Origin of the sequence: Rhodovulum sp. P5 (assembly GCF_002079305.1) — a bacterium.
Classification (GTDB): domain Bacteria; phylum Pseudomonadota; class Alphaproteobacteria; order Rhodobacterales; family Rhodobacteraceae; genus Rhodovulum.
On record NZ_CP015039.1, the window covers coordinates 3,262,852 to 3,276,800 of the forward strand.

The 13,949-nt window shown below is 65.9% G+C and carries 14 protein-coding genes; 4 read left to right on the forward strand and 10 right to left on the reverse strand.

Translation table 11 applies throughout. The features are described from left to right. Positions 1–5 precede the first annotated feature (5 nt). The 4 genes from RGUI_RS15550 to RGUI_RS15565 form a co-directional block, all read right to left on the reverse strand. Entirely contained in the window at positions 6–251 is a 246-nt protein-coding gene (locus tag RGUI_RS15550; protein WP_081534626.1) for a DUF4170 domain-containing protein, read from the reverse strand. Positions 252–316: 65 nt separating this feature from the next. Beyond that, positions 317–1,090, reverse strand: a complete 774-nt coding sequence (locus tag RGUI_RS15555) for a 3'(2'),5'-bisphosphate nucleotidase CysQ (RefSeq protein WP_081534628.1) — start codon at positions 1,088–1,090, stop codon at positions 317–319. After that, positions 1,077–2,423 carry a TldD/PmbA family protein gene (locus RGUI_RS15560; protein ID WP_081534630.1) on the reverse strand — a complete coding sequence of 449 codons (1,347 nt, stop codon included), beginning with the start codon at positions 2,421–2,423 and terminating at the stop codon, positions 1,077–1,079. Before RGUI_RS15560 ends, RGUI_RS15555 begins: the two co-directional genes overlap by 14 nt. A 114-nt stretch (positions 2,424–2,537) precedes the next feature. Next, positions 2,538–4,043, reverse strand: coding sequence for a DUF2125 domain-containing protein (locus RGUI_RS15565; protein WP_081534632.1), 1,506 nt, complete (start codon positions 4,041–4,043; stop codon positions 2,538–2,540). Between the two features lie 139 nt (positions 4,044–4,182). Here RGUI_RS15565 and RGUI_RS15570 point away from each other — a divergent pair, with 139 nt between their 5' ends. Together RGUI_RS15570 and RGUI_RS15575 are read left to right on the forward strand one after the other, a co-directional pair. Continuing rightward, positions 4,183–4,938, forward strand: a complete 756-nt coding sequence (locus tag RGUI_RS15570) for an SDR family oxidoreductase (RefSeq protein WP_081534634.1) — start codon at positions 4,183–4,185, stop codon at positions 4,936–4,938. Next, the gene (locus RGUI_RS15575) at positions 4,935–5,549 is read left to right on the forward strand and encodes an enoyl-CoA hydratase/isomerase family protein (protein WP_081534636.1); all 615 of its coding nucleotides are present in this window, start codon (positions 4,935–4,937) and stop codon (positions 5,547–5,549) included. The genes RGUI_RS15570 and RGUI_RS15575 overlap by 4 nt, the downstream gene beginning before the upstream one ends. A gap of 9 nt (positions 5,550–5,558) precedes the next feature. Here the strand turns inward: RGUI_RS15575 and RGUI_RS15580 are convergent, their stop codons facing one another. Next, positions 5,559–5,855: an HNH endonuclease gene (locus tag RGUI_RS15580; RefSeq protein ID WP_081534638.1), complete on the reverse strand. Its 297-nt coding sequence runs from the start codon at positions 5,853–5,855 to the stop codon at positions 5,559–5,561. Positions 5,856–5,866: 11 nt separating this feature from the next. Between RGUI_RS15580 and RGUI_RS15585 the strand changes: the two genes are divergently transcribed. Then, entirely contained in the window at positions 5,867–7,099 is a 1,233-nt protein-coding gene (locus RGUI_RS15585; protein WP_253798513.1) for a TIGR03862 family flavoprotein, read from the forward strand. Here the strand turns inward: RGUI_RS15585 and RGUI_RS15590 are convergent. From RGUI_RS15590 to RGUI_RS15610, 5 genes are all read right to left on the reverse strand, one after another. Further along, complete coding sequence (locus RGUI_RS15590) at positions 7,078–7,665, reverse strand: glutathione S-transferase family protein (protein ID WP_081534640.1); 588 nt, start codon at positions 7,663–7,665, stop codon at positions 7,078–7,080. The two genes, RGUI_RS15585 and RGUI_RS15590, sit on opposite strands and share 22 nt — an antisense overlap. Positions 7,666–7,727: 62 nt before the next feature. Next, on the reverse strand, positions 7,728–8,756 hold the full coding sequence (holA, locus tag RGUI_RS15595; RefSeq protein WP_081534642.1) for a DNA polymerase III subunit delta: 1,029 nt from the start codon (positions 8,754–8,756) through the stop codon (positions 7,728–7,730). Continuing rightward, the gene (gene lptE, locus RGUI_RS15600) at positions 8,753–9,244 is read right to left on the reverse strand and encodes an LPS assembly lipoprotein LptE (protein ID WP_081534644.1); all 492 of its coding nucleotides are present in this window, start codon (positions 9,242–9,244) and stop codon (positions 8,753–8,755) included. Before lptE ends, holA begins: the two co-directional genes overlap by 4 nt. Further along, positions 9,231–11,993 (reverse strand): leucine--tRNA ligase, encoded by a 2,763-nt coding sequence (leuS, locus tag RGUI_RS15605; protein WP_081534646.1) that lies wholly within the window; start codon positions 11,991–11,993, stop codon positions 9,231–9,233. Before leuS ends, lptE begins: the two co-directional genes overlap by 14 nt. 85 nt (positions 11,994–12,078) lie before the next feature. After that, positions 12,079–12,609 (reverse strand): DUF3576 domain-containing protein, encoded by a 531-nt coding sequence (locus tag RGUI_RS15610; protein WP_081534648.1) that lies wholly within the window; start codon positions 12,607–12,609, stop codon positions 12,079–12,081. Positions 12,610–12,855: 246 nt separating this feature from the next. On the opposite strand from RGUI_RS15610, the gene RGUI_RS15615 reads away from it, so the two are divergent. Beyond that, positions 12,856–13,815: a porin gene (locus tag RGUI_RS15615; protein ID WP_172841165.1), complete on the forward strand. Its 960-nt coding sequence runs from the start codon at positions 12,856–12,858 to the stop codon at positions 13,813–13,815. The last annotated feature ends 134 nt before the right edge of the window (positions 13,816–13,949 follow it).

Here is a 13,949-nt window from a genome sequence, read left to right on the forward strand (position 1 = left end):
TCCTGTCAGGCGCCCAGTTCCTCGGTCGGGCCAGCCTCGAGTTCCTCGTCGCGCAGTCGGTGAATATGGGCGATGAAATAGCGCATATGGGCGTTGTCGACCGTGCGCTGGGCCTCGGCCTTCCAAGCGTCATAGGCGGTCTGGTAGTCGGGAAACATGCCCACGATATGGATGTCGTTGACGTCCTTGAAGACGGTGTGGCTGGGGTCGATCAACTCGCCACCGAAGACGAGATGCAGGCGTTGGGGCATGGGGTTCTCCGGTCCTTCTGGATGTGTGGCTACCCTAGATCATGCAGGTGCAGCAGGAAAGGGGATCAGGCCAGTCGCGCGACCAATTCGCCATGGAGCATCGGCGCACCCGCCAGAACGCCGTGCGATGTCGGCCTTGGTCCATCGAAGCGCAGCGGGCGGCCTGCCCGGTCGGTCACGGTGGCGCCGGCCTCTGCCGCGATCAGGCTGCCTGCGGCGGTGTCCCAGTCCCAGCTGTCGCGCAGCGTGATCATGGCGTCGTAACGGCCCTGGGCGACAAGGCAAAGCCGGTAGGCAAGAGAGGCCCGCAGGGACCGTCTGACCCGCGGCGGCGGCCCGGCCCAGTGCCCGGGGTCGAGGGCCGGGCGCGCTGTCAGGATCGATGCGCCGTCCAGTTTGGCACGTTGGCTGGCATGGATCGGCCGGTCGTTCAAACGGGCCCCGGCCCCCGCGGCGGCGGTGTAAAGCTTGTCGGCAACGGGCAGATAGACCGCCGCGGCGATGACCGTCCCGGCCTCTGCCACGGCAATCGCATGGGCAAAGCTCTTGCCGCCCTGGATGAAATCCCGCGTTCCGTCGATGGGATCGACGATGAAACAGCGCGCAGCCGTCAGGCGCCCGGCATCGTCCTCGGTTTCCTCCGACAGCCAGCCATAATCGGGACGGGCAGAGAGAAGCCGCTCGCGCAGCATGTCGTTCACGGCGATGTCGGCCTCGGTCACCGGGCCCTGCTTGTCGGGCTTGTCCCAAGTCTGCGGATCGCGCCGCCAGTAGTGCCGGGCGATGGCGCCAGCCTCTTGCGCGGCCTCGGTCAGCAGCGCAAGGTCAGTCCCCGGCAAGCGTCAGACCCTCCACCCGCAGGCTGGGCACCCGGCGGGACAGGTGATCGCGGGCGTCATTTGCGGGCGTGATCCGGCGCAGCATGTCGGGCAGGCTGCCCGCGATGGTGCATTCGTTCACCGGATAGGCGATTTCGCCGTTCTCCACCCAAAAGCCCGACGCCCCGCGGGAATAGTCGCCGGTGTTGGGGTTGATCGTGCTGCCGATCAGCGAGGTGACCAGAAGCCCGGTGCCCATCTCGGCCAGCAATTCGTCCCGGCTGGCGGTGCCCGGTGTCAGGGTCAGGTTGCCCGCGGCGGGCGAGGGGGGAGAGGAGGTGCCGCGCACCGCGTTGGCGGTGCTTTCCAGCCCCAGCTTGCGCGCCGTGGCAAGGTCCAGCACCCAGCCGGTCAGGATGCCCTTGTCCACGATCAGCCGTCGCGCGGTGGGCAGCCCCTCGGCGTCGAACGGGCGGGAGCCGGAAATGCGCGGGCGGTGCGGGTCCTCGACCAGCGACAGCGTCTCGGGCAGGACCGGTTCGCCCAGCAAATCCCGCGCCCAGGATGCCCCCCGCACGATGGCATTGCCGTTGATGGCCGACAGCAAATGCCCGATGAGAGAGCTTGAGATACGTTCATCGAACAATACCGGATAGGCACCGGTTTTCGGTCTGCGGGCGCCTGCGCGGGCCGCGGCGCGCTCACCCGCAAGCTGGCCGACCGCGGAAGCATCGAGCACATCGCCCTGGAAGACGCGGGATTCCGCGTGCCAGTCACGCTCCATCCCGGTGCCGGTGCCGCTGATCGCCATGCAGGACACCGACCGACCGGTGCGGGCATAGCCGCCCGAAAACCCGTTGGTGGCGGCGATATGCAGGCGGCGGTTGCTATATCCCGCGCTACAGGAGTCGGCCTGGGATACCCCCGGCACGGCAAGGGCGGCGGCCTCTGCCCGGCGGGCGTCGTCCTCCAGCGCGGCCGGGTCGGGTTCGGGCGATGGATCGGCGAGTTCCAGCGCGGCGGTGTCGAAGTCACGCGCAAGGGCCGCAGGGTCCGCCAAACCGATGGTTGCGTCCTCAGGCGCCTCGCGGGCCATGGCGACGGCGCGCTGGGCCATCTCGGCCAGTGTTTCCGCCCGGGCATCGGAGGCCGAGACGCAGGATTGCCGCTGTCCGATCAGCACCCGCAGGCCAAGATCGATCCCCTCTGCCCGCTCTGCCTGTTCCAGCACGCCCTTGCGCACATCGATCGACAGCGAGGCGCCTTCGGCCACGATTGCATCGGCGGCGTCGGCCCCGGCCTTTCGGGCGGCGTCGAGAAGGGCATGGGCCAGGGTTTCGATATCCTGTGGCATTGGACCTCCTGCTGCGGATTGATGATCAGCTAATACGTTGACCCGACGGGAACAAGGCACCGCGACATTCGCGGTGTCCCGCCCCGGCGCGCGATAGCGGGCGGCAGACCCCGCTCAGCGCAGGCGCTGGCCGTTGGCAAGGATCTTTCCGTCCCCCGTCACCTCGATGTCGGAGATCAGCGTGTCGCCTTCTGCACCGGGCCGGGCGAACATGCCCACCATCATCCGGATGCCGGTCGCCTGATCCCGCGGCAACAGCCCCATCCCGACCAGTTTGTCCAGCAGCGCATTGCCGCCCGCAAGCCGCAGGGCAAGCTTGCCTTCCGGTTGCGGCATGCCCTGCTGGCCGATCTTCTGGCTGTTGTCGAAGGTGAACGCACCCTGCCCGGCAAGGTCGACGCCCGCCACGCTCAGTTGCAGGTCCTTCACGTTCAACGCGGACAACTCGCCGGGCATTTCTGTTGGCTGAACGCTGTCGGCGTCGGTGATGTCGACCAGCCAACGCGCCTTGCCCCCAAGGTCGAGCACCACCGTCGCGGGATCGCGGGGCAACTGCCCGGTTGGGTCGAACATGGCCCAGATCGCATTGTCGATCTTCAGCCCGTCCAGTCGGGTCAATAGTGCGAAGTCGGCCGGTTCGTCTGTGCGGAGCAGCGGCATTTCAAGGCGGAACGCGCTTTCGGCCACCTCCATCTCGATTTGCGGCAGCGGGATTTGCGTGCCACTGACGGCCATCTTGGTGTCTGTCGCGACCACATCGTAGGCCATGGCCCCCTCCGCCAGCGCAAAGTCCAGTGTTCCGGGGCCCGACGTGACGGCGATGTTGGTCCGATTGTCCTGTTCGGCGGTGTCCATGGCATAGGACAGCCCGCCATGCATGACCCGGCCTTTGGATGACAGACCGGCGGCCAGCATCCCGGCCGGTGTCGTGCCCTCTGCCCCCGCCGGAACGGTGCTGACGGAGGATGAGGTCACGTCGCCAACCTTGCCGGTCATGGTTAGGGCGATTCCTTGCGCGGCATCGGTCACGGCCATGGCGAGGGTCGCCAGCTTGGTGGTGAAGTCCGCCGCGACCTGCTGGGCCTCGTTCCCCGACACGACATAGGTGCCCGCCGTATCCATCGCGGCCATTTCCAGCGTGACGTCCTTTGGGGTGCCATCGACCTTCATCATGTCCAGCCGCAGCGCGAGGTCGGGCGCCGCCATGTCATAGGCAATCGTCCCGGTATCGCCGCTGGCGGTCATTTCCAGACCGCTTTGCCGGACGGTCATGTCCATCTCTATGCGCTCACCCGTGTCCGAAACGGCGACCACCCGCAACGGCATCGCATCCGGAAACATCACGGCAACGGACCCGTCACTGCGTTCCGACAGGACAAGCGTGCCGAGCGCGAGCGATGTGCTGGCGCCCTCGGTCGAGGCGTTGACCAGTCTGGCCTCACGGATCGTGAGGGTGTCGCCGGTCTCGCTCTCTGTCCCCGACAGGGTCTGACCCGACCGTTCGGCAAGATCTTTCCAGGCGGCCCAGACCTGTTCAGCGGTCACGTCGGCAGAGGCCACGCCGGTGCAGGCAAGGACAACGGCAAGCGCCCCGGCAGAGGCGGATTTGAGATGTGTCATCGGCGGGGTTTCCTGTCTGGGGTCTGTGCGAAACCTGCGTCACTCCCGCATCGGCTGTCAACGGCACGTTGCGCTGGCGTGTGCCGGAGCGCTGGGCTAGGACTCGTCAGAACAGGTGGATCGGCCGACGGAGGGTCAGATGGCTGACATGACAGGCAAAAGCGTCCTGATCACCGGTGCGAGCCGGGGCATCGGGGCGGCAGCCGCGCGGGCCTTTGCCGAGGCGGGGGCGCATGTCGCGCTGGCCGCGCGCAGCGAAGAGGCGATTGCTTCCATCGCGCGGGAAATCGGCGGAAACGCGCTGCCGCTGCCCTGCGACGTGGCCGATTTCGGCGCCGTGTCCGACGCGGTTCGGGCCGTGGTCAAGTCCTTCGGACGGATCGACGTTCTGGTGAACAACGCCGCGGTGATCGAACCGATCGCGCGGATGGAAACGGTCGACCCGGCAGAGTGGGCAACCGCGCTCGACATCAACCTCAAGGGCGTTTTCCACGGCTTCCGCGCGGCGATGCCGGTGATGGCGGCCATGGGGGGCGGCACGATCCTGACGATCAGTTCGGGGGCCGCCGTCAGCGCGATGGAGGGGTGGAGCGCCTATTGCACCGCCAAGGCAGGCGCCGCGATGCTGACCCGCTGTGCCGATCTGGAAGGGCGGGAAAAGGGCATCCGCGTGATCGGCCTGTCGCCGGGCACCGTCGCGACCGACATGCAGAAGACCGTCAAGGAAAGCGGGGTGAACCCGGTCAGCCGTCTGGATTGGTCCGACCATATTCCGCCCGCTTGGCCCGCGCAGGCGCTGCTTTGGATGTGTACGCCCGATGCCGACGAATTCCTTGGCCGCGACGTCGCGTTGAAGGAACGGGCGATCCGCCGCCGCGTGGGGCTGCCCACATGATCGTGCTGCAAGAGGATGGGCCGCGCTGGACGGTCACGCTGGCCCGGCCCGACAAGGCCAATTCCCTGACCCGGGCCATGCTGCTGGAGCTTGAGCAGATCGTCGCCTCTGCCGCCGAGGCGAAGGTCGCGTCGCTGGTTATCACCGGGACCGGCAAGGTCTTCAGTGCCGGCGCCGATCTGGATGAAGCGAAGGCGGGCCTCGCCACCGATGGGGTGTGGGAGCGTCTTTCGGCCGGGATCGCGGCGCTGGATGCGCTGACCGTGGCGGCGCTGAACGGCACGCTTGCGGGCGGGGCCTTTGGCATGGCGCTGGCCTGCGATCTGCGCATCGCCGTGGACGAGGCGAAGTTCTTCTATCCGGTGATGAAGCTGGGCTTCCTGCCGCAGCCGTCTGATCCGGGGCGGCTGGTTGCGCTGGTCGGCCCGGCGCGGGCCAAGATGATCCTGATGGGCGGGGCCAAGATCACGGTGGACGAGGCACTGCTGTTCGGTCTGGTCGACCGGATCGTGCCGAAACAGTCCCTGATGAAGGAGGTGGAGGCGCTGACGGCCGATGCCGTGGCCGCAACGCCGGAACACCGCGCCGCGATAAAGGCGATGTGCTGCTAGAACAGGGGCCTAACGCCGCCGCCGCGGGCCCGGTGTCTTGGAATGAAAACCGGGCGGGCGCTTTGCCACCCATGCGATGAATTTCGCGAGCCGGGGATGGGCGCGCAGGGCCTCGACGCTGTTGTACTCCCGCGCAAGCTCCGCCTCTGTCAGGGTGGCATGGATTTCGTTGTGGCAGAGCTGGTGAAGCCGTACGACCGGCCCGCCCTTGCCGCCCTTCAGCTTGGGTGTCAGGTGATGCAGGCTCTGTTTCGCGGTTGGCGGGATCGGGCGGCCGCACAGGGGGCAGATCGGATCGTCGGTCATGGGGCGCGAAGATGATGCGGGGGCAGCCGTTGGACAAGGGGCAAGGTATCGAAACCGTCGATGCGCTGGTGATCGGGGCGGGGCCGGCCGGGCTGATGGCGGCGGAGGCGCTGGGCGCGGCGGGTCGTGCGGTGTTGATCGTAGACGCCAAGCCGACGCCCGCGCGCAAGTTCCTGATGGCGGGCAAGTCGGGGCTTAACCTGACCAAGGCGGAGCCGACCGACGCGTTCCTTTTTGCCTATGCGGAAAGCGCGGCGCGCTTGACCCCAATATTGGCCGCGTTCGGGCCTGAAGACGTTTGCGCTTGGGCCGAGGGGTTGGGCCAGCCGGTTTTCACCGGCAGCACCGGGCGGGTGTTTCCCAAGGCGATGAAGGCTTCTCCGCTGCTGCGCGCATGGCTGGCAAGGATCGGGGCGCGCGGGGGCGTGTTCCGCAACCGGTGGCGTTGGACCGGCTGGCAGGACGATGCTGCTCTGTTCGACACGTCCGAAGGGCCGCGGGGTGTCGTTGCCGGTGTCACCGTTCTGGCGCTCGGGGGCGCAAGCTGGGCACGGCTGGGCTCCGACGGGCGCTGGTCTCCGGTCTTGGCCGAGGACGGGGTGCCGGTTGCTCCGTTTCAGCCCGCCAATGTCGGCCTGACGGTCAATTGGTCCGCGCCGATGGCCCGCCAGTTCGGGCAGCCGGTCAAGGGCGTCGCACTTCGGGCGGGGCAGGGGCCGTGGCATCGGGGCGAATTCGTGATTTCCGCCCGCGGTCTGGAAGGGGGCGGCATCTATGCCCTTTCCCGCCATTTGCGTGACGGTGCGCCGCTTGTCGCCGACCTGATGCCGGACTGGAGTGCGACGAAGATCGCCGACAGGCTGGCGCGGCCGCGTGGCAAGGCGAGCCTGTCCAACCATCTGCGCAAGGCCCTGCGGCTGGACCCGGCGCGGCTGGCGCTGCTGATGGAATTCGGTCGGCCGCTGCCAGAAGGGCGCGACCTTGCCCCGCTGATCAAGGCGTTGCCGGTTGCCCATGCCGGGCCGCGTCCGCTGGATGAGGCGATTTCGACCGCGGGCGGGGTGTGCTGGTCGGCCGTGGATGCCGACCTGATGCTCAAGGCCCGTCCGGGCACCTACGTCGCCGGCGAAATGCTGGATTGGGAGGCGCCCACGGGCGGATATCTTTTGACCGGCTGCCTTGCCACCGGGCGCTGGGCCGGGCAGGCGGCGGCAAGGCGCCTTCAGGCGGCCAGAGCGCGTTGATAGGCGGGCCGTTTGCGCATCCGCTCCAGATACGCCCCCAGCCGGTCTTCAACGATGGGGAAATGCGCGGATTCGGCCCAGTCACCGCAATGGGTCAGGATGATGTCGGGCACGGTCATCCGATCACCCATCAGGAACGGCCCGGCTCCCATCCGATGTGCCAGCGTGTGCTGGCTCCGCTCGAACTCCCATTTCAGGCTGTCCTTGATGGCGTGTTGGCGCATCTCTTTCGGCAGGACGAAGGTGTGCCGCGCTGCCATCCAGAGGGCAGCGTCGAATTCATCCAGCAGGAACTGGGTCAGGCTGTCCTGACGGGCGCGATCGATGCTGCCTGCGGGAAAGGTCAGTTGCCCGTGTCGGTCCGCCAGATAGGTCAGGATCGCGGTGGAATCGGTGATGGGCACATCGTCAACGATCAGCACGGGCACCTTGCCGGCGGGGTTCAACGCGATCACATCGTCAGAGCGCGGCGGGGCTGGCAGGTGGGCATACGGGACCCCCAGTTCCTCCATCATCCAAAGCACGCGCCGTGCCCGGCTGTTTCCGCTGCCGATGACCCTGTACATGTCGCGTCCTCCCTGACGATCTGTCCTGTGTCCCACGGGACAGGGCCCCCGTCAAACGCCTGTCAGGCCCGGCGCTTGCCCAGTTGCGCAAGGCGGAACAGGCTGCGCTCCATCAATGCCATCTGCGGCGCGCGGGAGGAGGAGCGCAGTTGCAGGTCGGTGTCGATCAGAAGGGAAAGCGCGGTCTCCAGATTCGCGCGGCCCCAGCCTTGTGCCTGACGCGTCATGCTGTCCTTGACCTTGAAGGGCACGGGCGGGCGTAGCCGCTGGATGCCCGTGGCCGCGCCCTCTGGGTCACTGGCTGCGGCATGCAAACGGCGGAAATGACGGGTCGCGGCGATGCATAGTGCGACGGGGGTCACGCCCTGGGCCTGCAATCGCCGCAGGATCGGGCCGATCTCGCCCCGGCGGCCCTCGGCCACGACGTTGATCAGGTCGTCGGCATCGGCCTCGGTTGAGCGGGGGGCGCAGGCGGCGACATCCTCGGGGCTGACGGGCGTGGCATCATCCAGCTTGTAGAGCGACAGTTTCTCCACCGTTTGCCGGAAATCGCCGGGGTCGATCTGTGTTGCCAGATCCAGAAGCGCCCCCATCGCGGCCCGGTCCAGATCGCCCAACCCGGCCTGGGCCAGCATCGCCTCGATCTCGTCCCGTCCCGGGGGATCGTCATAGATCGCCGCCGCATAGGCATTGGTATGCCCCTCGAACAGCTTGCGCAGGGCAGAGCGGGGGGCAAGCTGCCGCGCGGTCACCACCAGTTGCGCGTCGCCGTCCTGCCAGTCTGCCAATGCGGCCGCGATGGTGTCGGCCAACCCGTCGGTCGCCTCGTCCACGAAAACCGCGCGCGGGCCGGGAAAGAACCCGCGGGCCTTCAGCGCATCGGCCAAGGCTGCCGGGTCGCTCCGCACCTCGGACGCATGAAGGCGGGTCAGCCGCAATTCGTCCTCGGCACCGGGGCCAAGCAGGGCGGCCAGAACCTCTTGCCGTTTCAGCGCGACGCGCATCGCGTCCGACCCATAGATCAGAAGGCCGATGCGCTCCGGTTCGGGCCGGGTGAAGTACCGGGTTGCCGCGCGCCCCGAAAGCTTCATTGCGGCAGCGTGCCCGCGACCCCGATCAGCCGCGTCACCAGATCGTCGGCCAGCACCGTCATCAGGCGGCGTTCGGCATCGCGCTGTGCCGCAAGGGTGGCGACGGTGCTGTCCGCCGTCGAATAGGCCGAGAAGTTCGTGACACTGCCGGAGTGGACGACCTGACCCGTGGTGAGGTCAAGCAAGCGGTACGCCACCGTCCCCACAAGGTGATAGCGGGTCGTGTCGGTCGTATTGGCGACCCGGTCACGGGTGGTTTTCACGTCATAGGTCATCCGGTATCGCGGCGTGCCGGCGCGGCCAAGGCGGTCTTCCAGCCGCTCGACCAGCGCGAAGTCGTATTTGTCTTTCGGGTCGTCAAAGCCGATCCGGTGGCGCAGCGCGGTTGCCACCCCACCGGTACCATAGACGGGGCGGAACCCGCAGGCGCCGCACATCGCCAGCGCGGCCAGCCCGGCCAGAGCGGCTCTGCGATCAGACCACGACATTGACGATCCGGCCCGGAACCACGATCAGCTTTTTCGGGCTTCCGCCTTGCAGCGCCTTCACGACGGCCTCGTCGGCGAGCGCCAGCTTCTCAATTTCCTCCTTGGCCATGTCCTTGGGCACGCGGATTTCCGACCGTCGCTTGCCGTTGATCTGGATCGGCAGGGTCACCGTGTCCTCGACCAGCAGGGCAGGATCGGCCTTGGGCCAGGGCGCGTTGGCGATCAGGCCCTCGCCGCCCAGCATGTCCCAGACTTCCTCCGACAGGTGGGGGGTCATGGGGGCCATCAGTTGCGCCATCACCATTGCGGCGTCCCGCCGCGCGGCAAGCGAGGCGCTGGATTTGGCCAAAACATTCGTGAAAGCATAAAGTTTTGCGACCGAGGTATTGAAGCCGAAGCTCTCGACGCCCATAGTCACGTCATGGATCGTCTTATGCAGGGCGCGGCGCAGGGTTAAATCGTCTTCCCCCTTGTTCGCCGCGCCCTCGCATTTTCCTGAATCCTCTGATTCGTAAGACGCGATCCCGCCCTCGTTCAGTTCCTCGGAAATGCCGTGCGCGATGCGCCAGACCCGGCCCAGATGTTTATAGGCGGCTTCGGCCCCTGCGGCGGTCCATTCCACGTCCCGCTCCGGCGGGCTGTCCGACAGCATGAACCAGCGCGCGGTATCGGCCCCGAAGGCGTTGATGATGTTCACGGGGTCGACGACATTCTTCTTCGATTTCGACATCTTGGCAGAGGGGATGATCTCGACGCCTTCATTTTCGCTATCGTCCTCGGACAATTGCGCACGAACGTCGTCGGGGTTTTCAGGATCCCGACCTGCTCGTTGCATCAGGTAGCGGCTTACGGCGCGTCTCTGACCCGTGTCATCAGTCAAAGTTACGACATCCTCGGGGAATAGGTAGAGATTGCGGCGAACCGCTTCGTCGGCAACTGCGCCGCTGCCCTCGACGGGAGGCCCCCAAGCGCCAAGGCGGAGATAGATCTCGTGCGTCACCATGCCCTGTGTGAAGAGCGCGTTGAACGGCTCTTTCGCCTTTTCGGGCAGGTGGCCGGTGATGTGCATCGCCCGTGCGAAGAAGCGGGAATAGAGCAGGTGGAGAATCGCATGCTCGATGCCCCCGATATACTGGTCGACATTCATCCAGTACTCGGCCTCGCCGAGATCGGTGGGCGTCGTCAGATGGGGCGCGGTGAAGCGGGCGAAATACCACGACGAATCGACGAAGGTGTCCATCGTGTCGGTTTCGCGCTTCGCCGGCGCCCCGCATTTGGGGCAGGTGCAGTCCCGCCATGTCGGATGACGATCCAGCGGGTTGCCGGGGATTGAGAAATCGATCGGCTTGCCGCCCTCGTCATAGGGCAGCGCGATGGGCAGGTTTTCCTTCTTCTCGGGCACCACACCGCAACTGTCGCAATGGACAACCGGGATCGGGCAGCCCCAATAGCGTTGGCGGCTGAGCCCCCAGTCGCGCAGGCGGAACTTGGTCACGCCCTGGCCGACGCCGTTTTCTTCGCAAAAGGCGATGGCGGCATCCACGGCCTCTTCCCCGGTTGCGATCTCGTCCCAGGCGAAGGCTTTCAGCCAGCGGACCTTCTCGGTCTTCGGCGGCACGAAGGCGTCGTTTTCGACCGGCTCGCCGTTTTCCAGCGCAACGAAGGTATCGGTGACCGGCAGATCGTACTTCCGCGCGAAATCGAGGTCGCGCTGGTCATGGGCCGGGCAGCCGAAGATCGCGCCGGTGCCATAGTCCATCAGGATGAAGTTCGCGATGTAGACCGGCAGTTCCCAAGCCGTATCAAAGGGATGGCGGACGCGCAGACCGGTGTCGAAGCCTTTCTTCTCGGCCTTTTCCAACTCCTCCTCGCTGGTCCCCATCTTGCGGCAATCGGCGCAGAACGCGGCGATTTCGGGATTGTCCTTCTCCAGCGTCTTGGCCAGCGGATGGTCGGGCGAGATGCCCAGAAAGCTTGCCCCCATCAGCGTATCGGGCCGCGTGGTGTAGACCTCGACCCGGTCGAAGCCCTCCGGCGGGTCGATCAGCGAGAACGCCATTTGCAACCCGCGCGACTTGCCGATCCAGTTGCGCTGCATCAGCTTGACCTTCTCCGGCCAGTCGTCCAGCCCGTCGAGCGCGTCCAGCAACTCCTCCGCGAAGTCGGAGATCTTGAAGAACCACTGGGTCAGTTCGCGCCGCTCGACCGTCGCGCCAGAGCGCCAGCCCTTGCCCTCGATCACCTGCTCGTTGGCCAGAACGGTCATGTCGACCGGGTCCCAGTTGACGGTGGCGTTCTTGCGATAGACCAGCCCCGCCTCAAGGAAGTCGAGGAACATCGCCTGCTGCTGACCGTAATATTCCGGGTCGCAGGTGGCGAATTCGCGGCTCCAGTCGATGGAAAGCCCCATCGGCTTCATCTGTTCGCGCATGTCGCGGATATTGCCGTAGGTCCAGTCCTTGGGATGGCCGCCCCGTTCCATCGCGGCGTTTTCCGCCGGCATCCCGAACGCGTCCCAGCCCATCGGATGCAGCACGCTGAACCCGCAGGACATCTTGTAGCGCGCGATGACGTCGCCCATCGTGTAGTTGCGCACATGCCCCATATGGATACGGCCCGAGGGGTAGGGGAACATCTCCAGCACGTAGTATTTCGGGCGTCCTTCCTCGCGTTTCGCAGTAAAGGTGCCGTCCGCGGCCCAGGCTTCCTGCCATCGGGGCTCGATCTCGCTGGGGGTATAGCGCGCCATGTTTGGGGTCCTTGCTCAGTCAAACGCCGGGCGCGATGGCCCGGCGTTGTGATAATCTTGCGGTGTCGGGCCGTCCAGTGCCGGATCAGAGCTTCCCGTCGCGGATTCGCAACTGCCGGGCACGGGTCAGGATCGCATCCTCCACCGCGCGGGTCGTTGCGGCATCTACGGGCCCGCCGCGGGTCGCCAACGCAACCTTGAGCGAACGGGCCTCAAGCGCGGGGTCCTGCACATAGACAGTCGCGCGATAGGCGCGCCTGCCGCCGGGCGGTGTGCCGTAACCAGTTGTGATCACGCCGGAAAACGGATCGACCGACTGGATCGGCAGGAAATTCAGCACATCCAGCGAGGCCTGCCAGAGATACTTGTTGACCTCGACCGTGGTGTTGGGATCGTCCCTGTCGCTGAACAGATCCCAGATGGTGGAGCGTTTTTCGCCCTCGACCAGCGGCGTGTTTTCGCGCTGCCGTTCGATGCTGGCCTGCCGCGCGTCTTCCCGGGCGGCTTGCTGTTCGGGGCTGGTGTTCCGTTTGAACAGGCCCCCGCCGCCGCAACCCGAAAGGCCCAGCGCCAGCGCCCCGATCAGAACCCCGCGCATCATCGTTTGGAAGGTCATGGATGTCTGCCCCGGCAAGTCTTTTTGCGTCTTTACCGGAGGGCGTCTGGCCGGACAAGTTTTTTCCCCGTCGGCAAATTCCCGCGCTGGGCGATGCGGTGTGGCACGGCTGCATCAATCCGGGGCGTCCTTTCCGACCGGGTCCGCAGTTTCTTGCAATTCGGGGGGGCAAGAGCCAAACCGGATGCATACTCAGATCGGATGCCCCGACCTGAGGTGCATCTTGAAACGAATGAGGGAAAAACCATGAAAAAGGTTCTCCTTGCGACGAGCGCTCTGGCCCTGTCCGCCGGTGTTGCCTCCGCTGAAATGACCCTGAAGGGTTCGGCTGAAATGGGTATCTTCGGTGGCGACCTGTACGGTGCTGCCAACGACGCCGCCCAGTTCCACAACGATTTCACCCTGACCTTCGACGGTACGGGCGAAACCGACGGTGGCATGTCCTTCGGCTTCCACATCGAAGTTGAAGAGTCGAACGGCTCGAACGCCACCAACGGCAACGCGTCCTACGACAACGAGTACGTGTTCATCTCCGGCGCCTACGGCACCCTGACCCTCGGTGAGATCGACAGCGCCTACGACAAGCGCCTGACCGAAGTCGCGCTGGCCGGTGGCACCATCACCGACGACGAAACTGTCCATTCCGGCTTCTCCGGTAACTCGGAAATGGACGGCATGTACGACAACCAGATCCTGCGCTACGACTACTCGTTCGGCGCCGCTGGCCTGTCGTTCTCGATGGAGCAAGAAGCTGACGGCTCCGACGCCGCTGGCATCGACCCGGTCTACGCCCTCGGCTTCAGCTACGACATCGAGCTCTCCTCCATGTCGATCGGCCTTGGCCTCGGCTACATCACCCAAGATGAATACGGCGACATGATCGGTGTGTCCGTCATCGGTGAAATGGAATCTGGCTTCTCCGTTGGTGTGAACTACTCCAAGCTCGACCTCGACGGCGCGGGCAACGATTGGGAGCACTTCGGTATCGGCGCTGCCTACACCATGGACGCGTGGACCGTTGCTGCCAACTACGGTAGCTACGACTACGACGCCGGCTTGGACGAATCCGGCTGGGGCATCCTCGTGAACTACGACCTGGGCGGCGGTGCTGTCATTCAGGCCGGCTACGGCTCCAGCGAAAACGACGGCCAAGTGGCCGGCGCGGACCTCGAGTCCTGGTCGTTCGGTATCGCGATGTCCTTCTAAGTCTTACGACTTGGTATGACGGAGAGAGCGGGCCTTGTGCCCGCTCTTTTCTTTTCCGGGCGATTTCCGCAGGGGCAAATCGACAAGGGGTTTCGGCCATGCTAAGCCCAGCCGGCCCTGACCTGTATTTGACC

Bases quoted from the DNA above. Each gene is read 5' to 3' on its own strand.
- RGUI_RS15550 (WP_081534626.1), bottom strand. From the start codon at position 251: ATGCCCCAACGCCTGCATCTCGTCTTCGGTGGCGAGTTGATCGACCCC.
- RGUI_RS15560 (WP_081534630.1), bottom strand. From the start codon at position 2,423: ATGCCACAGGATATCGAAACCCTGGCCCATGCCCTTCTCGACGCCGCC.
- RGUI_RS15565 (WP_081534632.1), bottom strand. From the start codon at position 4,043: ATGACACATCTCAAATCCGCCTCTGCCGGGGCGCTTGCCGTTGTCCTT.
- RGUI_RS15570 (WP_081534634.1), top strand. From the start codon at position 4,183: ATGGCTGACATGACAGGCAAAAGCGTCCTGATCACCGGTGCGAGCCGG.
- RGUI_RS15575 (WP_081534636.1), top strand. From the start codon at position 4,935: ATGATCGTGCTGCAAGAGGATGGGCCGCGCTGGACGGTCACGCTGGCC.
- RGUI_RS15580 (WP_081534638.1), bottom strand. From the start codon at position 5,855: ATGACCGACGATCCGATCTGCCCCCTGTGCGGCCGCCCGATCCCGCCA.
- RGUI_RS15585 (WP_253798513.1), top strand. From the start codon at position 5,867: ATGATGCGGGGGCAGCCGTTGGACAAGGGGCAAGGTATCGAAACCGTC.
- RGUI_RS15590 (WP_081534640.1), bottom strand. From the start codon at position 7,665: ATGTACAGGGTCATCGGCAGCGGAAACAGCCGGGCACGGCGCGTGCTT.
- holA (WP_081534642.1), bottom strand. From the start codon at position 8,756: ATGAAGCTTTCGGGGCGCGCGGCAACCCGGTACTTCACCCGGCCCGAA.
- lptE (WP_081534644.1), bottom strand. From the start codon at position 9,244: ATGTCGTGGTCTGATCGCAGAGCCGCTCTGGCCGGGCTGGCCGCGCTG.
- leuS (WP_081534646.1), bottom strand. From the start codon at position 11,993: ATGGCGCGCTATACCCCCAGCGAGATCGAGCCCCGATGGCAGGAAGCC.
- RGUI_RS15610 (WP_081534648.1), bottom strand. From the start codon at position 12,609: ATGACCTTCCAAACGATGATGCGCGGGGTTCTGATCGGGGCGCTGGCG.
- RGUI_RS15615 (WP_172841165.1), top strand. From the start codon at position 12,856: ATGAAAAAGGTTCTCCTTGCGACGAGCGCTCTGGCCCTGTCCGCCGGT.